This window comes from Paracoccus sp. R86501 (assembly GCF_042466435.1).
Classification (GTDB): Bacteria; Pseudomonadota; Alphaproteobacteria; order Rhodobacterales; family Rhodobacteraceae; genus Paracoccus.
The window spans coordinates 1,022,833-1,046,987 of sequence record NZ_JAXHPZ010000001.1 but is presented as its reverse complement, the minus strand read 5'-3'; the positions used below and the strand labels follow the sequence as shown (position 1 = coordinate 1,046,987).

Genomic DNA, 24,155 nt, shown 5'->3' with positions numbered 1-24,155 from the left:
TCCTTCTGCTGTCCCTTGCGGCGACGTTAACAGGCGGCGACGCAATTGCACGACTATAATGCAGTTGCAGCATCAGCGGCCAAAGACGGCCTGCACCTCGTACATGACCGGCTCGAAGCTTTTGCACATGCCGTGGATCTCGCGGTTGCGTCGGCGCATCTCGGCGCTGCGCAGCATGGCCTGGTAATCACCGCGGTCGTTCCACTGGGAATAGGTGGCGATCCGGGTCTGGGCGTCGTTCAGATGGATCGCCCCGCCCAGACAGCCGGGCTGCTGGCTGATGACCTGTTCCCAAGCCGCCGTCAGCATGTCCAGGACGTCATGCGCGCTGCCCGGTGTCACCTCGAAGGTCGTGATGACGGTCTGGCCGGTGAAATCTGACAGGATCTGTGGCATCTCGGTCCCCTTGCGTGATGGAAGACCAGCGTAATACCGTCGCGCGATTCCGCAAAGCCCGCAGATACCCTCCGCGGATACCATTGCGTCCGTACCGGCGCCTGTGCATCTTGCGCCCGAACAAGACAGGGGAACGCATATGGTCCGGATCTTCGATGGGCATAACGACTTTCTGCAACGCGTGGTGGCCGCCGGGGCGGGTGGCACCGATCTGTGGCTGAAGGGCGACGGGACGGGGCATCTGGACCTGGGGCGGATGCAGCAAGGCGGGTTGGCGGGTGGCTTTTTCGCCATCTGGATCCCTGCGACCGAAGGGTTCAGCGACCCCGACGCCCAGCAAAAGATGGAAAATCCACCCTTCCACATGCCCCTGCCTGCGGAAATTCCCGCGGATATCGCGCTGCCCCAAGCCTTTGCACAGGCCGCCGCACTGCTGGCGCTTGAACGCACCGGCACGCTTGGGATTGCCCGCAAGGCATCCGATCTGACCGATCTGATGGATCAGGGCCGCATCGCCGCCATCATGCACATGGAGGGCATCGAGGCGATCCGCACCCCGGATGACCTGCACCTGTGGCATGCCGCCGGTCTGCGGTCACTGGGGCCGGTCTGGTCGCGTCCGACGCGCTTTGCCGAAGGGGTGCCCTTTGCCTTTCCGGCCTCACCCGATATCGGCGCCGGTCTGACGCAGGCCGGTCGCGCCATGGTGACGGAATGCAACAGGCTTGGCATCATGCTGGACCTGTCGCATCTGAACGAGGCCGGTTTCAACGACATCGCGGCCCTGTCGGATGCCCCGCTGGTTGCCAGCCACAGCGGCGTTCACGCCATCTGCGAAAGCACGCGGAACCTGACCGACCGACAGCTGCGCCAGATCGCGGACAGCAAGGGTCTGGTAGGGCTGAACTTCGCCTCCAGCTTCCTGCGTCCCGATGGCAAACGCCTGCCCCTGCAGGATCTGGGCGTGATGCTGCGCCATCTGGACCATCTGTTGTCGATCCTGGGCGAAGATGGGGTGGCCTTCGGTTCGGACTTCGACGGCGCACTAATGCCGCAGGACATCCCGGACGCCGCTGCCCTGCCGCGCCTGATCGGCGCCATGCAGGACCACGGCTATGGCGAGGAACTGATCCGCAAGATCGCCTGCGACAACTGGCTGGGTGTTCTGCGGCGCACCTGGAAGGGCTGATCCCCAAACGAAAACTGCCGGGCGTGATGCCCGGCAGTGTCATGATCATTCGGTGGTTTCAGGTGCCTGATTGGGATCTGGCGCAATCTGCGCGACCGCCACCATCTGCGCCAGTTCAGGATCAGAGCTGGTATCGGCCAAGGCATAGCGTTCGGTCAGGCTTTGCGTGGACAGTTCGACCTTGCTGATGACCTGCGCGCCGGGGGCTGCGGGACCATAGGTCTGGCCGTTGACCGCGAAATACATGGCGCCCGAATTGCCAGTGCGAAGGCTGGGCGCCTCCTCCAGCTTGGGCAGGGTAAAACGTTCGCCCGCATCCATGATCTTTTCCAGCAGCACCGTGCCATCGGCCGAGGTCACGCGCACCCACGCCGGGCGGACGGCCATCAGCTCGACCTCGGGGGCGTCGGGCGCGACAGTGCGCACGGCGGTCTCCGTCGGTGCGGTCGTCTCGGCATTCGCGATGCGTGGGCCGACCTGCGACTGGTCATCTGTCGGGGCCATGGGGCCGGACATGACGCCGCCGGCCTGCGGCTGCGGGAACTGAGTGACCTTGCCGGCCGATGCGATGATCGAATCGACGCTTGGGCCACCGTCCAGCAGGCCGGGGTCGATCGCGGCGATCGGACCGTCACGCGCGGTCATCACCGGCGCTTCCAAAATCTGCGGGCGGTACAGGCGATCCAGCGCCTCGGGCTGGGGAAGGTTGCGGGCAATCTCTGCACCTTCGGCACTGTCCAGCGACGGGTCCGACAGACCGGCGACCTGCGTCGGGTCCAGTTCGGTCACGATGCCGGGCATGTCATCGCCGGGGGTCAGGGTGACGCGCTGGACTTCCTGTAAGACGGCATAGCCGCCATAGGCCAGACCACCGATCAGCGCCATCAGCACGAAGATCGCCCCGATGGCCCGCGGTTCGATATCCGACCAGAAGCTTTGTTCCTGCGGAATAAACAGCGCGTGGGGGTTGGCCAGCGCTTCGGCAGGATCGGACGGCCGGCGCGCGGGCTTGGGCCCGGATGCCGAAGGCGCCATGCCATGCGTCGGCATGAAACCCGATTCCGCGCAGAACCGGCGGAAGGTCCAATCAGGGTCCATTCCCAGATAACGCGCATAGGATCGGACATAGCCCGAAACGAAGCTTGGCGTGTCGAAAGAGGAAATGTCGCAATTCTCGATGGCCGCGACATAGGATGCCCGGATCCGCAGTTCACGTTGAACATCAAGCAGCGATTTGCTCAATGTCGCCCGTTCACCACGCATCAAGTCGCCCAGACGCGTATCATCGTCGAGGAACTGGTTGTCGTCCTCCACTTGCGCGAACTCCTCTGCTGGGTGTGTTGCCCGCAGCCTGCTCATCCCGAATGCCTCATACGACGGTTATGCAAGCTCTCCGAATCGGAAAGTCATGCTGCTTCTTTACCCGCAGGTTATCACGCGGACGAGAGCAGTTCACGGGGCGATTTGTCTAAGCGCTCAATTCGGCGCAATTCAGCGCGCAATGCGACCAAAGCGTGTCCATCGCGCCCACCAGATGATCGATCTGCTTGGGATCATGCACCGGAGAGGGCGTGAACCGCAGTCGTTCCGTGCCGCGCGGCACCGTCGGGAAGTTGATCGGCTGCACATAGATGCCGTAATCACGCAGCATCATGTCCGACAGCGCCTTGCAATGGACGGGGTGGCCGACATGGACCGGCACGATGTGGCTGCCGTGATCGATGATCGGCATGCCAAGCGATTTCAGCCGCATTTTCAGGATACGGGCGTGCAATTGCTGGGCATCGCGCAGCTTCTGTCCGTCGGGCGTCTTCAGGAAGGCGATCGATGCCGCCGCACCTGCCGCAACTGTCGGCGGCAGCGAGGTCGTGAAGATGAACCCCGGCGCATAGGAGCGGATCGCGTCGCACATCTTGTCGCTGGCCGCGATATAGCCGCCAAAGACCCCGAAGGCCTTGCCGAGCGTGCCGTTGATGATGTCGATGCGCCCCGACAGGTGGTCGCGTTCGGCAACACCACCGCCGCGCGGACCGTACATGCCCACGGCGTGCACTTCGTCCAGATAGGTCAGCGCACCGAATTCGTCGGCCAGATCGCACAGCGCCTCGATGGGGCCGAAATCGCCGTCCATGGAATAGATGGACTCGAAGGCGATCAGCTTGGGGGCCGCCGGATCATCGGCCTCCAGCAGTTCGCGCAGATGGGCGATGTCATTGTGGCGGAAGATGCGCTTGGCACCGCCGTTGCGCTTGATCCCCTCGATCATCGAGGCATGGTTCAATTCGTCGGAATAGATGATCAGCCCGGGGAACAGCTTGGGCAGCGTCGAGAGGGTCGCGTCGTTGGCGATATAGGCACTGGAAAAGACAAGCGCCGCTTCCTTGTCGTGCAGATCCGCCAGCTCGGACTCCAGCCGCTTGTGATAGACCGTGGTCCCGCTGATGTTGCGCGTGCCGCCCGACCCTGCGCCGGTGGCATCAAGCGCCTCGTGCATGGCGGACAGGACGACGGGGTGCTGACCCATGCCCAGATAGTCGTTGCCACACCAGACGGTGATTTCCTGCTGCTGACCGTCCGGACGGTTCCAGACAGCCTGCGGAAAACGGCCTTTCGCGCGTTCGATATCGATGAAGGTGCGATAGCGGCCTTCGTCGTGCAGACGCGAAATCGCCTGGTCCAATGCGGCATCATATTTCATTGCGGGCGTTCCCTTGCATAGCTGGCTGGGTGCGATCATGGTCCGACCACGCGCGGCACGTCCTAAATAAGGGGCAAGCCGCGAAAATGACAGGTCAAAAACGTCGTGCTGGGACAAAAGGTCCAGTTCGAAAACTGACAGATCTTCTCGGAAAGGCAGGAAACATGGTGGAAAACACATCGGTGCAGGGCATGCTGACGCAGCTGGATCAGGGGCTTGACGGGGCGCTGGACAGGCTGCTGGACTTCCTGCGCATCCCGTCGATCTCGACCGATCCGGCGCATAAGGCCGATGTGCGGCAGGCGGCGGAATGGCTGGCGGCACAGCTGCGCGACCTTGGCTTCGAGGTGACGCTGCATGACACGCCGGGCCATCCGATGGTCACGGCGACCTCGGCCAAGGGCGATGCGCGGCCCGTGCTGTTCTATGGCCATTACGACGTCCAGCCGGTCGATCCGCTGGAGCTGTGGAACAGCCCGCCCTTCGAGCCCGCCATCGAGGACACCCCCGACGGGCGCGTCATCCGCGGTCGCGGCGCATCCGACGACAAGGGCCAGCTGATGACCTTCGTCGAGGCGTTCCGCGCGTGGAAAGCCGTCCACGACACCCTGCCCACCGACCTGATCCTGCTGTTCGAGGGCGAAGAAGAATCCGGCTCTCCCTCGCTTCGCCCGTTCCTGCATGAACATGCCGACGCCCTGCGCGCATCGGTCGCGATGATCTGCGACACAAGCCGCTATTCCGATGGCCGCCCGGCCATCACCACCCAGCTGCGCGGCCTTGTCGGGCAGGAAGTCACCATCACCGCCGCCGACCGCGATCTGCATTCCGGCAGCTTCGGCGGGTTGGCCGCCAACCCGATCATGATCCTGTCGCAGGCTTTGGCCGCGCTGAAGGACGACACCGGTCGCGTCACCCTGCCCGGCTTTTACGATGGCGTGGCGGAACTGACGCCGGAACTGGCCGCCGATTGGCAGGCGCTTGGCTTTGACGCCGCCGACTTCCTTGGCCGCGTCGGGCTGAAGGACCCCATCGGCGAAAAGGGCCGCACTCCGCTGGAAATGGTCTGGAACCAGCCGACCGCTGAAATCAACGGCATCGCTGGCGGCTATGCGGGCGAAGGCTTCAAGACCGTGCTGCCCGCACAGGCCCGCGCCAAGGTCAGCTTCCGCCTGACCGGCAAGCAGAACCCCGACGCCATCCGCGATGCCTTCCAGGCGCACGTCCGTCGCATTGTCCCTGCCGATTGCCGCGTGGACTTCCATGACCACGGCGCCAGCCCCGCCAGCAGCATGGATATCGGTGATCCGGCCTTTGCGGCGGCGAAACAGGCGCTGACCGATGAATGGGACCGCGAGGCTGCCTTTATCGGCGCAGGCGGATCGATCCCCATCGCGGGTGACTTCAAAGAGATTCTGGGCATGGATTCCATGCTGATCGGCTTTGCCCGCGATGACGACCGCATCCATTCGCCGAACGAAAAATACGACGTCGAGAGCTTTGCCAAGGGCGCGCGGTCCTGGGTGCGCATTCTGGCGGCGCTGCGCTGACGAAAAAGGGCGGCACCCAGGTGCCGCCCTTACCGCATGCGGATGATGCGTCTAATCAGCCTTCGACGCTGCAATAGCTTTGGCTGGACGTCCAATTCGCGATATCGGCGCGCTTCGAGGAACTGCGCATCGGCGCCCAGTCCCGCGCCACACCGCGCCAGCCATTGCCGTCATGGGCGACGGCATTGTCGCGTTCCACCTGATGCGACATGATCTTGACGGCGCAGGTCATATTGTCCGACCCGTTGCGGATGTTGCCCGTGCAGCCATAGTTGCGCCATGTCGCGGGTGCGATCTGCATCAGGCCCAACCACTTGCCACCACCACCGGCGGCTTGCGGGTTATAGGTGCTTTCATGCTTGGCCACAGCCGACAGCAGACCAGCCCAGAATGCCTTGCGACCGGTCTGGGTCAGCTGGCGATAGTTCGGGCAAAATTCGTTGATGTCCTGCGGGACGCGCGACATGATCGTTACCCCTTCGCGGTCCAGCGCCGCAAGGGTGGCGGTGGTCCACGCATCGGACCCACCCTTGGCGTCCCACCGCATCGGCGGCTCGGCGACCAGGGCCAGCTCTTCGGCCTCCATCTTCACGGCTTCGGCCTTGTCGGCGGAAGGCGTGGTGGAACAGGCGGCAAGAACGGCCAAAGCGGCCAAGGACAGCGCAGCGCGCATCGGAACCTCGTGGGTCTGTTTCGTTACCCACTGCCTTAGCCGAAGCCCGAAATGCCGCAAGCGGCGCGTCCGCATGTCGGCGGGAACGCGCCACCCTGCGCCCGGATGGATGACGGATTCCCGCCGATCGCCCGCCGGATCACGGCAAAACACACGCGCAATTCGTTTTGCGCGGCAATCGTGGCGATTCGGCGGGCGAATGACAGATGGCATCGCGGCAGGCCGTGACAATCCTGCGACCTTGCCCTAAAACCCGCGCAAAGAAAGATCCGCCGCACGATGAGGCCCTATCAGATGCTAGACCTGACCTATACCGCCCCGCAGCCCAAGGTGATCCAAGGCGCCAAAAGCGATTGGGAACTTGTCATCGGCCTCGAGGTCCACGCGCAGGTCGCATCCAACGCCAAGCTGTTTTCCGGCGCCTCGACCGAATTCGGGTCCGAACCCAACAGCAACGTGGCTTTCGTGGACGCGGCCATGCCCGGCATGCTGCCCGTCATCAACGAATATTGCGTCGCGCAGGCCGTGCGCACGGGACTTGGCCTGAAAGCCGAGATCAACCTGCGCAGCGCCTTCGACCGCAAGAACTATTTCTATCCCGATCTTCCGCAGGGCTATCAAATCAGCCAGCTGTATCACCCCATCGTGGGCGAAGGCGAAATCATCGTCAACATGGGTCCGGGCGTCGCCCGCCATGTGCGCATCGAACGCATCCATCTGGAACAGGACGCGGGCAAGTCGATCCACGACATGGACCCCAACATGTCCTTCGTGGACCTGAACCGCACCGGCGTCGCCCTGATGGAGATCGTCAGCCGTCCCGACATCCGTGGCCCCGAAGAGGCCGCTGCCTATGTTGTCAAGCTGCGCCAGATCCTGCGCTATCTGGGCACCTGCGACGGCAACATGCAGAACGGCAACCTGCGCGCCGACGTGAACGTGTCGGTCTGCAAGCCCGGCGATTATGAACGCTTTGCCGAGACCGGTGATTTCAGCCATCTGGGCACGCGCTGCGAGATCAAGAACATGAACTCGATGCGCTTCATACAAGCGGCCATCGAATACGAGGCACGCCGCCAGATCGCCATCATCGAGGATGGCGGCAAGGTCGTACAGGAAACGCGCCTTTATGACGCTGACAAGGGTGAAACCCGGTCGATGCGGTCCAAGGAAGAAGCGCATGACTATCGCTATTTCCCCGACCCCGATCTGCTGCCGCTGGAGATCGAACAGGCTTGGGTCGATGACATCGCAGGTGCGATGCCGGAACTGCCCGACGAAAAGAAGGCACGCTTCGTCAAGGACATGGGCCTGTCGGAATATGACGCGGGCGTTCTGACCGCCGAGCTGGAAAACGCGAACTTTTTCGAGGCCGTGGCCGCGGGTCGTGACGGCAAGATGGCCGCCAATTGGGTCATCAACGAATTGTTCGGTCGGTTGAACAAGGAAGGCTTCACGGTTCAGACCTCGCCCATCTCGGCGGATCAGCTGGGCGGCGTGGTCGATCTGATCGCCAAGGGTGACATCTCGGGCAAGATCGCCAAGGACCTGTTCGAGATCCTTTGGACCGAAGGCGGCGACCCCGCCCAGCTGGTCGAGGAACGCGGCATGAAGCAGGTCACCGACCTTGGCGCCATCGAGGCCGCCGTGGACGAGATCATCGCCGCCAACCCCGCGCAAGTCGAAAAGGCCAAGGCCAACCCCAAGCTGGCGGGCTGGTTCGTCGGTCAGGTTCTGAAGGCCACGGGCGGCAAGGCCAACCCCGCCGCCGTCAATGAGCTGGTCGCCAAGAAGCTGGCGCAGTGACATCATGACCCCGTCCGCCTTGGGCGGGGTCTTTCCTTTTCAAACGGGCGCGGCCCTTTTTCGTGAATGGCAGGATGCAGATGGGTATTTCTGAACCGGGCTTTGAATATTCCGTCGTCGCGGCCCCCTCGCGTGGGGAAAAGGACAAGGACGCCAAGACCCCGACCGACCGCTATGCGCTGGCGCTGACCGCCCAGCTGAACAGCATGGCCGCCGAGGGTTGGGAATATCTGCGCGCCGACGTCCTGCCATCCGAGGAACGCAGCGGTCTGACCGGACGCACCACGGTCTATCACAACGTGCTGGTCTTCCGCCGTGCGACCGGCAAGGGCAAAGCTGCCCCCAAGCCCAAGCCCGAACCGGCGATCGACCCCAAGTTCTAGGGCGTCACGCCACCGCCCGCAGGCTGTCGGGACAGAAGCTGCTGATCTGGACGGTATCGCGTTCGAAGATGCAGAAGCTGCCCGGCGGAACTTCGGACCAATCCGCCTGATCGGTCTCCAACGGCTCGGACACCACGGCCCATCCCTGCCGCGACGCCGACCACCGGTGATAGAGCGATGGCGCATGATCATCACTGCTGTAGCGCAGGGCGTAAAGCCGTTCGCCGTCCGACAGCGCACAGGCGGCGCGAACATGCGGAGCGACGCCGCGCTGTCGCGCAAGATCGCCCATCAGACCGATCGCGCGCTGCATGGCAGCCTTGGGGTCGCGGTCCAGACCCTGTCCAAGCGCAATCAGGAACAGCGCCTCGCTGTCGGTCGCGCCCTTGCGTTCGCAATAGAGATCATCGGGGATCAACGCATCGGCATGGCGGCGAAAGCTGTCATAGCCGCCGAACTGGCCGTTATGCATAAAGCTCCAGCGGCCAACGGCGAAGGGATGGCAGTTGTTGCGGCTGGTCGCGGTGCCGGTCGAAGCACGCACATGCGCCATGAACAACCCTGACCGCACCTGCCCCACAAGACTGCGCAGGTTCGGGTCCGACCACGCCGGCAACACATCGCGATACAGACCGGGCTGGGGGCGTTCGCTATACCATGCGATCCCGAAGCCATCCGCATTGACGGGCGTGGGGCATTGGGTTGCCCCCTGCGCCTGCCGGATCAGCGAATGCGCCGGCAGGCTGACGATGTCCTCAAGAAAGATCGACTGGCCCAGATAGGCCGCCCAACGACACATGCCCTGCCCCTTTGCGTCTTCTTTGTGACAGAGCTAGCACAAAGGTATGACGCATTCACCTTATTCCGCAGGCGGAGGCGTCTCTTCCACGATCACCAGGTCGCGTTCGCTTGCGCCTTTGGCATGTGCCAGCGCCGCCTGGTATTCACTGCTGTGATAACAGGCAACCGCGGCCTCCAGACTGGGGAAGCGGGCAACGACGTTGCGGGCGCGGTCATTGCCCTCCAGCTGGTGGTAGCGACCGCCGCGCGCGACGAAGACGCCGCCGTGAAGGGCGATCGCAGGACCGGCCTCCTTGGCATAGCGGCCATAGGCCTCGGCGTCGGTGACGGTCACATGTGCAATCCAGAGCGCGGTCATGCGGTTTCTCCGATCAGGGTTTCGACTTGGGCGAATGCCGCATCGGCGGCATCAAGGCTGGGCGCACCGCCCTGGGCACGGTCGGGACGGCCACCGCCCCCCTTGCCACCAAGTGCTGCGGTTGCGGTCTGCACGATGGCAACGGCGCTGACGCGGTCGGTCAGATCACCCGTGACGCCTGCGGCCACCGTGGCCTTGCCATCGGATTCCGCCAGAACCAGCACGACGCCACTGCCCAGCTGTGCCTTCATCTCATCGACCAAGGCGCCCAGTTCCTTGCCGCCCACGCCCTCGACCTTGCGACCGATGAACTTGATGCCGGCAATCTCTTTCGCCTCGGATGCACCGCCGCCGCCCATGGCCAGCTGACGCTTCAGCTGGGCCACTTCGTTGGCCAAGGCCTTGCGTTCGTCGGCCATCGCGCGAACGCGGTTCACCACCTCGGCGGATTGCGCCTTCAGAATGCCCGCGATTTCCGTCAGGCGACGGTCGGCGTCGCGCAGGTGGTCCATGGCCGCTTGGCCCGTCAGCGCCTCGATCCGGCGCACGCCTGCGCTGGAGGCACTGTCGCCCAGCAGCGCGAAGGCCCCGATATCGCCGGTGCGCATGACATGCGTGCCGCCGCAGAGTTCCAGCGAATAGGTCGTGCCGTCGGTACCCTTGCCGCTGCCGTCCTGGCTGCCCATCGATACGACGCGGACCTCGTCGCCGTATTTTTCACCGAACAGGGCCTGCGCGCCGATGCCGCGTGCATCGTCCGGCGTCATGATACGGGTCACCACGGCGCTGTTCTGGCGGATGAAGTCATTCACCTCGGCCTCGACCTGCGCCATTTCCTCGGCGCTGACCGCGTGGTTATGGCTGAAGTCGAACCGCAGGCGATCCGGCGCATTCAGGCTGCCCCGCTGCGAGACATGATCGCCAAGCGCGCGACGCAGCGCCTCGTGCAACAGGTGCGTGGCCGAATGGTTGGCCCGGATCGCCCCACGGCGCGCGTGATCGACCGTCAAGGTTGCGCCCTGACCGCGGCTGATCGTGCCCACGGTCACTTCGGCCATATGGATGAAGACACCGGCAACGCGCTTGGTATCGGTGACGCGGGCCGCGCCGGTGTCGGTCTTGATCAGACCGGTATCACCAACCTGACCGCCGCTTTCGCCATAGAAGGGCGTCTGGTTCACAACGATGCTGACCGTGCTGCCTTCGCCCGCGTCTGCAGCTTCGGCACCATCAGCGACCAGTGCCAGAACCTGCCCTTCGGCGGTTTCGGTATCATAGCCGAGGAATTCCGTGACGCCGTGCTTTTCGGCCAGTTCGAACCAGACGGTGGCATCGGCCGCTTCGCCCGAGCCGGACCATGCGGCACGCGCCATGCGCTTCTGTTCGGCCATGGCGCTGTCGAAGCCCTCGGTTTCCACGGCGCGACCCTTTTCGCGCAGAGCGTCCTGCGTCAGGTCCAGCGGGAAGCCGAAGGTATCATACAGCTTGAATGCAGATTCGCCGGGCAGGTTCGCGCCTTCCGGCAGCTTGGCCAATTCATCGTCCAGCAGGCGCAGACCGCGGTCCAGCGTCTGGCGGAAACGGGTTTCTTCGCTGCGCAGCGTTTCTTCGATCATCGACTGCGCGCGGGTCAGTTCGGGATAGGCCGCGCCCATCTGGCGGACCAGTTCCGGCACCAGCTTGTGCATGACCGGATCCTGTGCACCCAGCATGTGGGCGTGGCGCATCGCGCGGCGCATGATGCGGCGCAGGACATAGCCGCGGCCTTCGTTGCTGGGCATCACCCCATCGGCCAGCAGGAAGCTGGTCGAACGCAGGTGGTCGGCGATGACACGGTGGTGCACCTTGCCGGGCCCGTCGGGATCGGCGCTGGTAACATTGGCGCTGGCCTCGATCAGGCTGCGCATCAGGTCGGTGTCGTAATTATCGTGCTTGCCCTGCAGCAGTGCCGCGATCCGTTCCAGCCCCATGCCGGTATCGATCGACTGCATGTCCAGCGCGCGCATCGAGCCATCCTCGAACTGCTCGTTCTGCATGAAGACGACGTTCCAGATCTCGATGAAGCGGTCGCCATCCTCATCCTTGCTGCCCGGAGGGCCGCCCCAGATCTTGTCGCCGTGGTCGAAGAAGATCTCGGTGCAGGGGCCGCAGGGACCGGTCGGCCCCATCTGCCAGAAGTTGTCGCTGGTCGGAATGCGGATGATGCGGTCGTCGGTCAGGCCCGCGACCTTCTTCCACATCTGGGCGGCTTCGTCATCGGTGTGATAGACGGTGACCAGCAGACGATCCTTGGGGATGCCGAATTCGCGGGTCAGCAGCTCCCAGGCATAGGGGATCGCCTCGGCCTTGAAGTAATCGCCGAAGCTGAAGTTGCCCAGCATCTCGAAGAACGTATGGTGCCGCGCGGTATAGCCGACGTTGTCCAGATCGTTGTGCTTGCCGCCTGCACGCACGCATTTCTGCGCGGTGGTGGCGCGGCTGTAATCGCGCGTTTCCAGGCCGGTGAACATGTTCTTGAACTGAACCATGCCCGAATTGGCGAACATCAGTGTCGGGTCGTTGCGCGGAACCAGCGGGCTGCTGTCCACGACACGGTGGCCGTTCTTTTCGAAATAGCCAAGGAAGGTGGATCGGATGTCGTTCAGACTGGGCATGGCGGGCCTTCATCGCAAATATGTTCTGGCTGTTTCCGGCCAAGCCGGACTTGCTGCTTGGTCTATCGCCAGCCTTCACGGCTGTCCAGCAATCGCAAACGAAAGCGCGCGAGGGATGATCCCACGCGCGCCATGCAGTTCAAACCGGGACCGGGATCAATCCTCGGTCAGGGCCTCGTTGTCGCCGCCTTCTTCGCTGCCGAATTCCAGACCGTGGCTGGCGCGGATCTTGTCTTCGATGGCAAAGGCCACTTCGGGACGGTCGCGCATAAACTGCTTGGCATTTTCGCGCCCCTGCCCGATGCGTTCGTCGCCATAGGAATACCAGGCGCCCGACTTTTCAACGACGCCGGCCTTGACGCCAAGGTCGATCAATTCACCGACCTTGCTGATGCCCTCGCCATACATGATGTCGAATTCAACCTGGCGGAAAGGCGGCGCGACCTTGTTCTTGACGACCTTGACGCGGGTCGCGTTGCCAACGACCTCGTCGCGGTCCTTGACCGAACCGATGCGGCGGATGTCCAGACGGACCGAGGCATAGAACTTCAGCGCGTTGCCGCCCGTCGTGGTTTCCGGGTTGCCGAACATGACGCCGATCTTCATGCGGATCTGGTTGATGAAGATCACCATGCAATTGGAACGCCCGATGCTGGCGGTCAGCTTGCGCATCGCCTGGCTCATCAGGCGGGCCTGACTGCCCATCTGCATGTCGCCCATGTCGCCTTCGATTTCCGATTTCGGCGTCAGCGCCGCGACCGAGTTGACCACGACCAGGCTGACCGCACCCGAACGCACCAGCGTATCGACGATTTCCAGCGCCTGTTCGCCGGTGTCGGGCTGGCTGATCAGCAGCTCATCCAGATTCACGCCAAGCTTCTTGGCATATTGCGGGTCCAGCGCGTGTTCGGCATCGACGAATGCGCAGACGCCGCCCTTTTTCTGTTCCTCGGCCACGACATGCAGCGTCAGCGTGGTCTTGCCCGAGCTTTCCGGCCCGAAGATCTCGATGATGCGGCCCTTGGGCAGACCGCCGATCCCAAGCGCGATGTCCAGACCAAGCGACCCGGTCGAGGTCGAACTCGATCTCGGCCACGGGGCTGTCTTTGCCCAGCTTCATGATCGAACCCTTGCCGAACTGGCGTTCGATCTGGGCCAAGGCGCTGTCCAGCGCCTTCTGCTTGTCTGCTGTGCGTTTGTCGGTCATGTCGAAAATGCTCGCCTGTGCCATGTCATTCCCATCGTTATTTCACAGCCCACCGGACTGGGCAATCACCTCAACGGAACGAATGTTCACGTCCTGTTCGCATATACATGCGCCATCGCCCCCCGGTTTTCAAGCATGACGTGGTTAATAATCGATTCGCTTTCCCGACCTTGACCCGCGCGCGGTTAACAAAGCGTTTACACTGCTGCGCACGCCCGTTATCCACGGCCCGATTGCAGCAAACCACATGATCGGAGCGACTGCGAATGCTGATATTCTGGGAACAGAGACTGGTCTTTCTTGCGACCCCCAAGACCGCCTCGAGCGCCATCGAGATGTCGCTGGAATCGCTGGCATCCGCCGCCCTGCAGCGCCCTGCGCAGCTGAAGCACACCGATATCGGGACCTATCACCGCCATCTTGGCCCCTGGCTGGAGGCGCAGACAGGCGACCGCTTCACCACCGTCGCCCTGATGCGCGAACCCGTCAACTGGCTGCGCAGCTGGTACCGCTTCAAGCTGCGCGACGACCACGAAGACCCCCAGCATGCGATGGATGGCATCAGCTTTGCCGATTTCGCCAATGATTACGCGCTGAAGGGCGGCCCCGAGGCTTTGGGCATCGGAACGCAGGGCGCTTTCCTGACCGAAGGTCTGCGGACCGTCAACTGCATCTTCCAATACGAACGCATTCAGGATTTCGTCGATTTTCTGGAAACCCGGCTGGATTGCGCGATCGAACTGCCGCGCATCAACGTTCCGCCCAGTGTCGATGTCCATCTGGACACCGCCGCCGAACGGAACCTGCGGCAGGCGATGTCCTTTGATCTGGACCTCTACGACACGCTTTAGGGGTCAATGCGGGCGCGGGTCCGGGGTGGCCAGCTGGGTGCGGACCAGTTCGGTCAGCTCGGTCAGGGTGAAGGGTTTGGCCAGGAAGGCCGCGTTCGGCACCGGCACCTGACCATCGACGAAGATGTCTTCGGTATAGCCCGACATGAAGATGACGCGGGCCTGCGGGATCAGCTTCAATGCCTCGCGCACCCATGACGGGCCGTCCAGACCCGGCATGACCACATCGGTCACGAAGATGTCGATCTGACAGTCGCCCTTTTCCAACAATTCCAGCGCCGCCTCGCCCGAGGCGGCCTCGGCGACCTCGAACCCTTTCAGCTTCAGCGCGCGCGAGGCAAAGGCCCGGACCGGGGCTTCGTCCTCGACCAGCAGGACGCGACCACGCGGGCCGGTGGACATCTGGTCAACCCGTGCCGCGGGGGCCGCGACCGGCGGGGCCTTCAACAGCGACCGCGCATGCGCCGGCAGATAGATGGTAAAGGTCGTGCCCTTGCCCAGCTCGCTGTCGCAGAAGATATAGCCGCCGGTCTGCTTGATGATGCCATAGGCGGTCGACAGCCCCAGTCCCGTACCCTCGCCCGCCTTCTTGGTCGTGAAGAAGGGATCGAAGATCTTCTCCAGATGATCGGGCGCGATGCCATTGCCCGCGTCGCGCACCGTGATCGCGACATAGTCGCCCTGCGCCAGCGTCACCCGGTCACGATGCTCGGGCGCGGCCAGATGCATGTTGCGCGTTTCGACCAGAATGTTGCCACCTGAAGGCATCGCGTCACGGGCGTTGACCACTAGGTTCATGATCACCTGTTCAAGTTGGCGCTTGTCAGCACGGATGGCGCGCAGGGCCGGATCGTGGGTGATGGTCAACCCGACGCGTTCACCCACCAACCGGTTCAGCAGATGGGTCAGATCGGCCAGCGTGTCGCGCAGGTCCAGCATCTGCATCGTCAGCGTCTGCTTGCGCGAAAACGCCAGCAGCTGTCCCACCAGCGCCGCAGCCCGATTGGCGTTCTGGCTGATCTGGTCCAGATCGGCGAAATCCGGATCTCCCTTGTCATGGCGCAGCATCAGCAGGTCGCAATGCCCGCTGATGGCGGTCAGAAGATTGTTGAAATCATGTGCGACGCCGCCCGCCAGCTGGCCGATGGCCTGCATTTTCTGGCTCTGGGCGAATTGTGCCTCCAGCGTCTTCAGCGCGCTGGCGTCGGTCAACACGGCGATGATCTGATCGCCCGCAAACGGGTCCCGTGCCAGTCCCACCTGAAAATGGCGGTCGCGCATGTCGCCGTTGCGACTGTCAGGGTGGCGGAGGCGCAGCATTTCGGTCCGGTTGACGGCGCGCCCGGCGCACATGTCGGACAGCCAGTCGGCTAAGGGCCGGCCGGGGCCGTCCAGCAGCTGCGTGATGTTCTGGTCCAGCGCGTCCGTCAGCATGCCGTCCAGCAGCGCCCGCGCTGCTGCGTTCGCACGGCAGATCACCCCGTCGGACCGCAGCCGCAGCAGCGCCACGGGAATGGCATCGAATTCGTCACGATCCTCGGCGTCGTCCAGATCCAGCGCGACGTGGAAGGGTTCGTCCATCTGTCCGGCCCGCAGATAGGACCAAATCTGCAGCGGTGCATCGGGCAGACAGCTGAGGGTCAGGACATCGCCATCGGGCAAGGCCATTTCCGCATTGCCAAGGCGCAGGGCGCGCGTCAACATCTGCTGCAACTGGCCATCGGCGTCGGCGCGCAGCCGGGTCATCAGCGACAGGATGCTGCGTCCGGTCAGATCCTCGAACCCCAGATGGGCGGATTGGTTCTGATAAAGCACAAGACCGTCGGCATCACACAGCCAGATCGGCTCGGCGGCGGCGGCCACTTCGGACCGGATCGCCGACAGCGCGCGCCGGGCGGCCATTCCGCGCGACAGATGCGACAGGCCGACCGCTCCGCCCAGCAGATACCACGCCACGCCCACGGTTCCCGCCGCAACCGCCGTCAGCCCCGTCGCGGCCCCCGGCGCCACCGCCAGAATGCCCGCCCCCGCCACCATCGGCGTCAGCAACAGCGGCAAGGCCGCCATCGCCCCCTTGGGCAGGCCTGCGTGTTGGTCCAGATGCGCCATGCGAATCGTCCTTTTGCCCTTTGACGATCCTCTGCCTAGCCGACCCGGTCTTAACAGGGCGTTAACTTTGATCCCGCTTCTGGGCATCAGCTCCGACGCACCAGCACAGCCAGATAGAAGCCGTCGCCCGCCGTCAACGGCGTCCAGGATTGCTGGTGCTGTGCCTCGAAGCCCGGATGGCGTTCCAGAAATCCGCGCAGCTGGTCGCCGTTCTCATCGTCCAGAACCGAGCAGGTCATATAGGCCAAATGCCCACCGACGCGCACCATCGGGACGACCTGATCCAAAATCTCGGCCTGCACTTCGGTCAGGCGGATCAGCTGTTCCTGGGTCAGGCGCCATTTCGCATCGGGCGTGCGGCGCCAGGTGCCGGTGCCCGAACAGGGCACGTCGGCCACGATCAGATCATAGCTGCCCTCGGGCTTGCGCAGGATGCGCACGGGGACGCCCGCGCGTTCAGCGCGTTCGGGCAGATCGCCCATGCGGGCCGGCAGGGCGTCATGGGCCTCGTATCGGGCCTTGGGCTGGCGCGCGGCCAGCGCCAGCGTCTTGCCGCCCCCGCCCGCGCAATAATCCAGCACGCGGTCGTCAGGGCGCAGTGGCAGCGCCGCGCAGGCCAACTGGGGCGAGAGGTCCTGCAGCTCGATCCCGCCATCACGATACAGACCGGACCGTGCGACGGCGCGTTCGTTGCCCAGAACCTGCAGCGCGGTGGGCAGGTCGTCGGCGGCGCGGGTGGGAATGTCTTCGCCGGCCAGCTGATCCATGGCGCTGTCGGGGTCGCAGCGCTGCGGGTTCACGCGCAGCCAGACCGGCGCGCGATCGGCCATCGCCGCGGCGACCTGCCCCGCCTGACGCCCGAGCGAGGCATACCAGCGCGGCCTGATCCAACCGGGCAGATCATCGGGCAGATCGTCCGGCGGGACATGCCCTGCCTCGGTATCGGTCAGGGGTGCGGGCGAATGTCCCTCGCCCGAGAAAAGATCCGCGATCGGTAGGTCGTTGCGCCGGGCGTGGCCGATCATCAGGCCGCGACCGTCAAGCGACCCGCCAAGGGCCGCCAGACTGTCGCGCTGACGCAACGCGCCAAAGACCAGATCACGCAGCTTGGCGCGATCCCCCGATCCGGCAAAGCGGCTGCCCCGCGACCAGCGCAACAACGCCTGTTCAGCGGGCATCCCCGCCAGCACCTGATCCAGAACCGTGATCGCGGCGGCAATCCGCGCCCCCGGCGTCACGTAGCAGGCCCGTTTTGGGAAAATTCGATGCGCATCTGTCAGCCCCCTTGCAGTCTGCCCGATTTGAACGGCGTCGGGCCTAGCACGGTCGAAACCATGCGCTCAAGCCGCGGTCGGCTGCAAGCGGGTCCTGACGTCAGAATGACGTTACCTCAGAAGGCCTGCACCTCAGAACGCCTGCGCCCGGACGCGCACGAAAGGCAGCCAGGCCAACAGCGGGATCGGCGCCAGCGCCGCGATGTGGATCAACCCCGGAACATCATGCATCACCGCAAGCCGCATAAGGTATCGCGCCATCGCCAGGCTTTCCGAAGGCGCACGCCCGAAGATCCCGTCAATGTAATCGCGCCCGAACTCCCACACCGGCATCGCCGATGCCCCCGAGATCACGGCCGCGATCAGCGCCAGCAGCAGTGGATAGAGAACCAGCCCCAGCAGCCCCAACAGGGCCGAACCCGCGATCTTGCATCCCAGCACGATGTTATAGGCAAAGCTGGCCTTGCGCAGCACCGGCGACACCGCCAGCACATCCCCCCACGAGGCGTCGAACCATTCCGTGCCGATGGTATCGGCCTGACGTCCGCGAAGGGCGCGGTGGAACGCACCCTCGATGGTGCGGGCGCGACGGTCGTGGATGACGAATTCGATCAGCGGCTTTTCGGGAAAGGCCGTCGCCTGTTCGGCCACACGTGCCAGCCCCCGGCTGGAATAGCCGATCTTGATGCGCCGCGGATGGCTGGGAAAGCGATAGCCATAGACGATGTTGGGATTGGTCGGCGATCCGACGATCACCGTCCGGGACAGGTCGAAGCTGCCGCGCACGGTCCTGAGTTGCTTGCCTTTGACGCCCAAGGACAGGTTCCTTCATGTGCCGGACCCGCGCACCGGGCCTTCTGCTGGCGGGGCGGTCGTGAAACGTATCAGGAACCACCCTTAGCCTTTTGAACGGAATTAGGAAAAACCGCCGCCTTGCGCAAGAACAAATGGTTAACACGGGCAATGATTTACGCAATCGTTTGCGGGTCCATGTGCAACCGGGACGCAGGGATCGCGTTGGGCGGCAAGTTCACCGATCAAAACGGAGATACGCCACGATGACCCATCACAGCACGCCCATCCCCGGCCAGCTTGCCCCGCTGATCACCGCCAAGAACCATCAGGACAACGCCTTCGCCCTGCCCGCCACGCCAGACAACCGCATGACGGCGGTCTTCTTCTACCGCGGTATCCACTGCCCCATCTGCAAAAAGCAGATCGAGGAATTGGCACGCCGTCAGGGTGAATTCCGCGATCTGGGTGTGGATGTCGCCGCCATCTCGATGGACGATCGCGAAAGGTTCGACCGCCAGCAGCAGGAATGGGATCTGGGCGATCTGCATGTCGGCCACGATCTGACCGAAGAATTTGCCCGTGAATGGGGATTGTTCATCTCGGACAAGGAAAATGACGCCGAGCCTGCGCGTTTTGCCGAACCGGGCATCGCGATCCTTTATCCCGATGGGCGGATCTATGCGATGTATCTGCAGAACGTGCCCTTCGCGCGCCCGACCACGGATGATCTGCTGTCGGGACTGAAGTTCATTCTGGAAAACGACTATCCCATTCGCGGGACCGCATAAGCAAAGGGGGCCATTGCGGCCCCCTTTTCCGTTCCGTCACTGACCGTCGGGGATCAGCGCGCCTTCGGCGACTTCGGGCAGCTTGCCGTTCAGCGCAGCGTTCAGCTGATCGCGATCCAGCGCGCCTTCCCACCGGCTGACGACGACCGTGGCCACCGCATTGCCGATGAAGTTGGTGATCGAGCGGCATTCCGACATGAAGCGGTCCACCCCCAGGATCAGCGCCATGCCCGCAACCGGCACCGTCGGCACCACCGACAGCGTCGCCGCCAGCGTGATGAAGCCCGCACCAGTCACGCCCGCAGCCCCCTTCGACGACAGCATCGCGACCAGAAGCAGCAGCACCTGTTGTTGCAGCGACAGGTCGGTATTCGTCGCCTGCGCGATGAACAGCGCCGCCAGCGTCATATAGATGTTGGTGCCATCCAGGTTGAAGGAATAGCCCGTCGGCACGACCAGCCCCACGACGGGACGCGCGCAACCGGCCCGCTCCATCTTTTCCATCAGCGACGGCAGCGCCAATTCCGACGACGATGTGCCCAGCACCAGCAGGATTTCCGTCCGCAAATAGCTGATCAGCTTGAAGATCGAAAAGCCGTTCAGCAGGCAGACAGTGCCCAGAATCATGACAATGAACAGCGCCGAGGTCAGATAGAAGGTCCCGACCAGCGCCGCCAGATTGGCCACCGCGCTGATGCCGTATTTGCCGATGGTGAAGGCGAAGGCCCCGAAGGCGCCGATGGGGGCGGCCTTCATCAGGATATCGACGACGCGGAAGATCGCCTGGCTGGCACTTTCAAAGACGGCCAGCACTGGCTTAGCCTTGTCGCCGATCAGGATCATGGAAATCCCGAACAGGATCGCCACGAACAGCACCTGCAGGATGTTGCCCTCGACGAAAGCCGACACCAGCGTGGTGGGGATGATGTCCATAACAAAGCCCGTCAGCGATGTCTCATGCGCCTTTTCGGCATAGCCGGTGACGGTGCTGGCATCCAGCGTCGCCGGATCGATGTTCATGCCACTGCCCGGCTGGATGACATTGGCGACGATCAGCCCGACGATCAGCGCCAGCGTGGAGAACGTCAGGAAATAGGCGAAGGATTTGCCCACGACGGACCCGACGCCGCGCAGGCTGCCCATGCCGGCCAGCCCGGTCACGATGGTCAGGAAGATCACCGGCGCGATGATCATCTTGACCAGCTTGATGAAACCGTCGCCCAGGGGCTTCAGCGCCTCACCCGTCTGGGGGAAGAAATGCCCGACCAGCGCGCCGCAGATGATGGCGGTCACGACCTGAAAATAGAGATGGGCGTAGAACGGCTTGGGGGTGGGCGCATGGGGTTGCGCGGATGGATCCAGCTGCATGAGGTCTCCTCCTACCTTTGCATGTGACGGAAATCTTGCGGGCAGAATAAGCATCGCAGGCGACATCCGAAGGGGCTGGACGCATGACTGCAATGCGTTGAAAACATGGCTTTCCTATGCCGTGATGGGGGTAATCATGTGTGGTTTCCCACACGCCCCGCATCTGCTAGTGTGGAAAACGAAACAACGTCGCCGGACCGATCCCCCCAGATGCCCACACCCCAGACGCGCGGCGATTCGTCCCGCCCACCCCTGCAACGCATCGCGCTGGCCGTCGTGCTGATGGTTTCGGTGCCGCTGGCGACCTGGCATCTGACCAAGGGCGCCGCCATGGCGCGTCTGGAACAGGCGGCGACGGCCATCGCCCAGACCCGCTTGCTGGCGCTGGACAGCATCCTTGATCGGCAGCGAGCCGTTGCGATGGTGCTGTCGGTCGATCAGCAGGTCATCGCGACCCTGCGCGACGGGCGCATGTCCGACCCCGAGGTTTCCGCCAAGCTGGACCTGCTGCGCGGCGAAACCCAAAGCAGTGTCATCTATCTGATGAATGCCCAGGGGCGGGCGGTGGCGGCATCGAACTGGGATCAGCCGGCCAGTTTTGTCGGGCATGACTATGGGTTCCGCGACTATTTCCGGCAGGCGATGCAGAACGGCACGGGTCAGGAATATGCGCTTGGCACGGTCAGCGGTCGGCACGGGCTGTATCTTGCCCATGACATCCGCGACGAAGGCCGCCCCATCGGCGTCATCGTCGTCAAGATCGAGTTCGACCAGTTGGAGCGTGCATGGGCCCGCGACAGCGACGCGACCTTCGTGATGGGCAGCGACGACCGGGTGCTGATCTCCAGCCGTCCCGACCTGCGGTTCCAACCCCTGCCCGTGTCCCGCGGCGTCCTGACCACCCGTGCGCCCCTGCGCCGCAGCGACTGGCAACTGGTCGTGCAGACCTCGACCGCAGGGCCCCGCCGTCTGGCGGCCTTGGCTGCGGGGACGGCGCTGCTGGTGGTGATGCTGGGCGGGATCGTGGCCGCGCTGATCGCGGCACGGATGCGCCGCGCGGCACGGCAGGCCCGCGCCCAAGCCGCCTATCGCGCCGATCTGGAGCAGGCGGTGCAGACCCGCACGCGCGACCTCTCGGATGAGATGCGCGAACGCAAGGCGGCCGAACAGCGCCTGATCCGCCTACAATCCGATCTGGTGCAGGCGAACAAGCTGGCCACCCTTGGCCAGATCACCGCGGGCGTGGCGCATGAATTGAACCAGCCGCTGGCCACCATCCGCCTGCTGGCGCAGAACGGGCAGGCCCTGCTGCCCGCACATGCGGCGCAGGCCACCGGCGACAACCTGACCCGCATCATCGGCATGACCGACCGCATCGCCGTCATCACCGACCGCCTGCGCGGCTTTTCCCGCAAGGCGACGGGGACGATGCAGGCGGTGTCCCTGCAAAGCGCGATACAGGCGTCGCTGATGCTGACGGCCAGCCGCAGGCGGGCCAGCGCCATGCGGTTTGACCTGCCCGATCTGCCCGACGATTTGTGCGTGCACGCCGAATTTGTCCGGTTGGAGCAGATCCTGGTGAACCTGCTTACGAATGCCCATGATGCCCAGCACGACTGCCCCGACCCGTGGATCCAGCTGCGGGCCAGCTGGGACGCCGCGACCCTGACCCTGACCATCACCGACAACGGGCCGGGTCTTGGCCCTGAGGCCGCGACGCGGCTGTTCACCCCCTTCGCCACCGACAAGCCGCAGGGCATGGGGCTGGGGCTTGTCATCTCGCGCGATATCGCCCGCGATTTCGGGGGCGACCTGACCCTCGATCCCGCAGTTCCGGGACAGGGTGCCACCTTCCGCCTGACGCTAAGGAGAGCCTGATGCCCCAAGACCCCTGCATCTGCCTGATCGACGATGACGACGACCTGCGGGCGGCGCTGGCGCAGATGCTGACGATTGCGGGCATCGCCGTGCGCGACTTCGCCGATGCCCATGCGGCCCTGCAGATCCTGAGCCCCGATTTCGACGGGGCGGTCCTGACCGACGTGCGCATGCCCGGCATGGACGGCCTGCAGCTGTTCCAGCACCTGCACGACATGGACGCCGATCTGCCGGTGATCCTGCTGACGGGGCATGGCGATGTCGAGATGGCGGTCAGGGCGCTGCACGCGGGGGCCTATGATTTCCTAACCAAGCCCGTTGCCGCCGAAGTTCTGACCGCCGCGCTGCGACGCGCGCTGACGGCCCGCAGGCTAGTTCTGGAAAACCGCCGCCTGCGGCAGGCGCAGGGCGATGTCGCGCTGGCGCATCCGCCGCTGATGGGGGACAGCCCCGTGATGCGGCAGCTGCGCGACAGCCTGATCCGCGTGGCCGATGCGCAAAGCGATGCGCTGATCACAGGCCCCGGCGGTGCCGGAAAATCGCTGGTTGCGCGCGCCATCCACCGGCACGGGCCGCGCCGCGCCAAGCCCTTCGTCATGCTGGATTGCGCCGCCCTGTCGCCAGACCGGATCGACGCGACGCTGCTGGGGGCCGAACCCGCGCCCAATGCCCGTCATACGCGCACCTCCGGCCTGCTGGAAAAGGCCCATCGCGGCGTCCTGTGCCTTGATGACGTCGCAGCCCTGCCCCAGCCCGCCCAGACACGTCTGCTGAAGCTGGTCGAGGCGGCGGAATTCTGGCCCGCCGGTGCCGCAGCCCCCCGACCGCTGGATCTGCAGATCATCGCCACCGCCGAAAGCGAGACCCAGGGCGATCTGCACTCGGGGCTGTATTATCGCCTGTCGCGCGCCATCGTGACGGTTCCGTCGCTGTCGGCGCGGATGCAGGACGTTCCGGCGCTGTTCCGCCATTTCCTGCAATCGGCGGCGGACCGGCTGTCGCGCAGCGTGCCGCCCTTGACCGATCTGGTGCTGGCCCATCTGGCGACCCATCGCTGGCCGGGCAACCTGCGCGAACTTCAGGCCTTTGCCGAACACCATCTGCTGGGGATCGAGGGGACGGCAGGCCACACGCCCCCCGCCCGCCCCGCGCTGGCCCAGATGGTCGCCACCTATGAGGCAGCGTTGATCCGCGACACCCTGCGCGACTGTCAGGGCCATGCGACACAGGCGATGGAGATGCTGGGGCTGCCGCGCAAGACCTTCTATGACAAGCTGGCCCGCCACGGTATCAAACCGGGCAGTTTTCGTGACCCTGCGTAAGGCAGCCCCACCTGCGGAACGCTTGGGCGTCATGGCGTGTTGTTGCCCTGGCCCG

At 64.2% G+C, this 24,155-nt stretch carries 19 protein-coding genes and 1 pseudogene; 8 read left to right on the top strand and 12 right to left on the bottom strand.

All coding sequences use genetic code 11. The annotated features are described in order from the left end of the window. Nucleotides 1–72: 72 nt before the first annotated feature. On the bottom strand, nucleotides 73–396 hold the full coding sequence (locus tag SJY40_RS05130) for an antibiotic biosynthesis monooxygenase family protein (RefSeq protein ID WP_378943480.1): 324 nt from the start codon (nucleotides 394–396) through the stop codon (nucleotides 73–75). A gap of 139 nt (nucleotides 397–535) precedes the next feature. Here SJY40_RS05130 and SJY40_RS05125 point away from each other — a divergent pair, with 139 nt between their 5' ends. After that, entirely contained in the window at nucleotides 536–1,585 is a 1,050-nt protein-coding gene (locus SJY40_RS05125; RefSeq protein ID WP_378943478.1) for a dipeptidase, read from the top strand. 45 nt (nucleotides 1,586–1,630) lie between these two features. Here the strand turns inward: SJY40_RS05125 and SJY40_RS05120 are convergent, their stop codons facing one another. Together SJY40_RS05120 and hemA are read right to left on the bottom strand one after the other, a co-directional pair. Next, nucleotides 1,631–2,944, bottom strand: coding sequence for a helix-turn-helix domain-containing protein (locus tag SJY40_RS05120; RefSeq protein WP_378943476.1), 1,314 nt, complete (start codon nucleotides 2,942–2,944; stop codon nucleotides 1,631–1,633). 109 nt (nucleotides 2,945–3,053) lie between these two features. Next, a complete protein-coding gene (hemA, locus tag SJY40_RS05115) occupies nucleotides 3,054–4,283 on the bottom strand; it encodes a 5-aminolevulinate synthase (RefSeq protein ID WP_378943474.1) in 1,230 nt (409 codons plus the stop codon). Between the two features lie 164 nt (nucleotides 4,284–4,447). Between hemA and SJY40_RS05110 the strand changes: the two genes are divergently transcribed. Continuing rightward, nucleotides 4,448–5,833: a dipeptidase gene (locus SJY40_RS05110; protein ID WP_378943472.1), complete on the top strand. Its 1,386-nt coding sequence runs from the start codon at nucleotides 4,448–4,450 to the stop codon at nucleotides 5,831–5,833. A 55-nt stretch (nucleotides 5,834–5,888) separates the two neighbouring features. Here SJY40_RS05110 and SJY40_RS05105 read toward each other — a convergent pair whose 3' ends face one another. Then, complete coding sequence (locus SJY40_RS05105; RefSeq protein ID WP_378943470.1) at nucleotides 5,889–6,506, bottom strand: lytic transglycosylase domain-containing protein; 618 nt, start codon at nucleotides 6,504–6,506, stop codon at nucleotides 5,889–5,891. A 294-nt stretch (nucleotides 6,507–6,800) separates the two neighbouring features. Here SJY40_RS05105 and gatB point away from each other — a divergent pair, with 294 nt between their 5' ends. Together gatB and SJY40_RS05095 are read left to right on the top strand one after the other, a co-directional pair. Beyond that, on the top strand, nucleotides 6,801–8,312 hold the full coding sequence (gene gatB, locus SJY40_RS05100; protein ID WP_378948286.1) for an Asp-tRNA(Asn)/Glu-tRNA(Gln) amidotransferase subunit GatB: 1,512 nt from the start codon (nucleotides 6,801–6,803) through the stop codon (nucleotides 8,310–8,312). Nucleotides 8,313–8,392: 80 nt separating this feature from the next. Continuing rightward, the gene (locus tag SJY40_RS05095) at nucleotides 8,393–8,695 is read left to right on the top strand and encodes a hypothetical protein (RefSeq protein ID WP_378943468.1); all 303 of its coding nucleotides are present in this window, start codon (nucleotides 8,393–8,395) and stop codon (nucleotides 8,693–8,695) included. Between the two features lie 4 nt (nucleotides 8,696–8,699). Here the strand turns inward: SJY40_RS05095 and SJY40_RS05090 are convergent, their stop codons facing one another. The 4 genes and pseudogenes from SJY40_RS05090 to recA form a co-directional block, all read right to left on the bottom strand. Then, entirely contained in the window at nucleotides 8,700–9,494 is a 795-nt protein-coding gene (locus SJY40_RS05090) for a class II glutamine amidotransferase (RefSeq protein ID WP_378943466.1), read from the bottom strand. 60 nt (nucleotides 9,495–9,554) lie between these two features. Then, nucleotides 9,555–9,854 (bottom strand): DUF1330 domain-containing protein, encoded by a 300-nt coding sequence (locus tag SJY40_RS05085; protein ID WP_378943464.1) that lies wholly within the window; start codon nucleotides 9,852–9,854, stop codon nucleotides 9,555–9,557. Then, nucleotides 9,851–12,508: an alanine--tRNA ligase gene (alaS, locus tag SJY40_RS05080; RefSeq protein WP_378943462.1), complete on the bottom strand. Its 2,658-nt coding sequence runs from the start codon at nucleotides 12,506–12,508 to the stop codon at nucleotides 9,851–9,853. The genes SJY40_RS05085 and alaS overlap by 4 nt, the downstream gene beginning before the upstream one ends. A 156-nt stretch (nucleotides 12,509–12,664) precedes the next feature. Then, nucleotides 12,665–13,739 (bottom strand): annotated as a pseudogene (gene recA, locus SJY40_RS05075) (recombinase RecA). Between the two features lie 242 nt (nucleotides 13,740–13,981). Here recA and SJY40_RS05070 point away from each other — a divergent pair. Next, the gene (locus SJY40_RS05070; protein WP_378943460.1) at nucleotides 13,982–14,566 is read left to right on the top strand and encodes a hypothetical protein; all 585 of its coding nucleotides are present in this window, start codon (nucleotides 13,982–13,984) and stop codon (nucleotides 14,564–14,566) included. 3 nt (nucleotides 14,567–14,569) lie between these two features. On the opposite strand, the gene SJY40_RS05065 is transcribed toward SJY40_RS05070, so the two are convergent. The 3 genes from SJY40_RS05065 to SJY40_RS05055 all read right to left on the bottom strand — a co-directional run bounded on the left by SJY40_RS05065 (nucleotide 14,570) and on the right by SJY40_RS05055 (nucleotide 18,765). Then, complete coding sequence (locus SJY40_RS05065) at nucleotides 14,570–16,675, bottom strand: ATP-binding protein (protein ID WP_378943458.1); 2,106 nt, start codon at nucleotides 16,673–16,675, stop codon at nucleotides 14,570–14,572. A gap of 86 nt (nucleotides 16,676–16,761) precedes the next feature. Then, nucleotides 16,762–17,913 carry an RsmB/NOP family class I SAM-dependent RNA methyltransferase gene (locus tag SJY40_RS05060; RefSeq protein ID WP_378943456.1) on the bottom strand — a complete coding sequence of 384 codons (1,152 nt, stop codon included), beginning with the start codon at nucleotides 17,911–17,913 and terminating at the stop codon, nucleotides 16,762–16,764. Between the two features lie 168 nt (nucleotides 17,914–18,081). After that, nucleotides 18,082–18,765 (bottom strand): GIY-YIG nuclease family protein, encoded by a 684-nt coding sequence (locus tag SJY40_RS05055; RefSeq protein ID WP_378943454.1) that lies wholly within the window; start codon nucleotides 18,763–18,765, stop codon nucleotides 18,082–18,084. 242 nt (nucleotides 18,766–19,007) lie between these two features. Here SJY40_RS05055 and SJY40_RS05050 point away from each other — a divergent pair, with 242 nt between their 5' ends. Further along, nucleotides 19,008–19,532: a redoxin domain-containing protein gene (locus SJY40_RS05050; protein ID WP_378943452.1), complete on the top strand. Its 525-nt coding sequence runs from the start codon at nucleotides 19,008–19,010 to the stop codon at nucleotides 19,530–19,532. A gap of 36 nt (nucleotides 19,533–19,568) precedes the next feature. Here SJY40_RS05050 and SJY40_RS05045 read toward each other — a convergent pair whose 3' ends face one another. Then, entirely contained in the window at nucleotides 19,569–20,900 is a 1,332-nt protein-coding gene (locus SJY40_RS05045) for a dicarboxylate/amino acid:cation symporter (RefSeq protein ID WP_378943450.1), read from the bottom strand. 210 nt (nucleotides 20,901–21,110) lie between these two features. On the opposite strand from SJY40_RS05045, the gene SJY40_RS05040 reads away from it, so the two are divergent. Together SJY40_RS05040 and SJY40_RS05035 are read left to right on the top strand one after the other, a co-directional pair. Then, nucleotides 21,111–22,778, top strand: coding sequence for an ATP-binding protein (locus SJY40_RS05040; protein WP_378943448.1), 1,668 nt, complete (start codon nucleotides 21,111–21,113; stop codon nucleotides 22,776–22,778). Then, nucleotides 22,778–24,100, top strand: coding sequence for a sigma-54-dependent transcriptional regulator (locus SJY40_RS05035; protein WP_378943446.1), 1,323 nt, complete (start codon nucleotides 22,778–22,780; stop codon nucleotides 24,098–24,100). Before SJY40_RS05040 ends, SJY40_RS05035 begins: the two co-directional genes overlap by 1 nt. Nucleotides 24,101–24,155 lie beyond the last annotated feature (55 nt).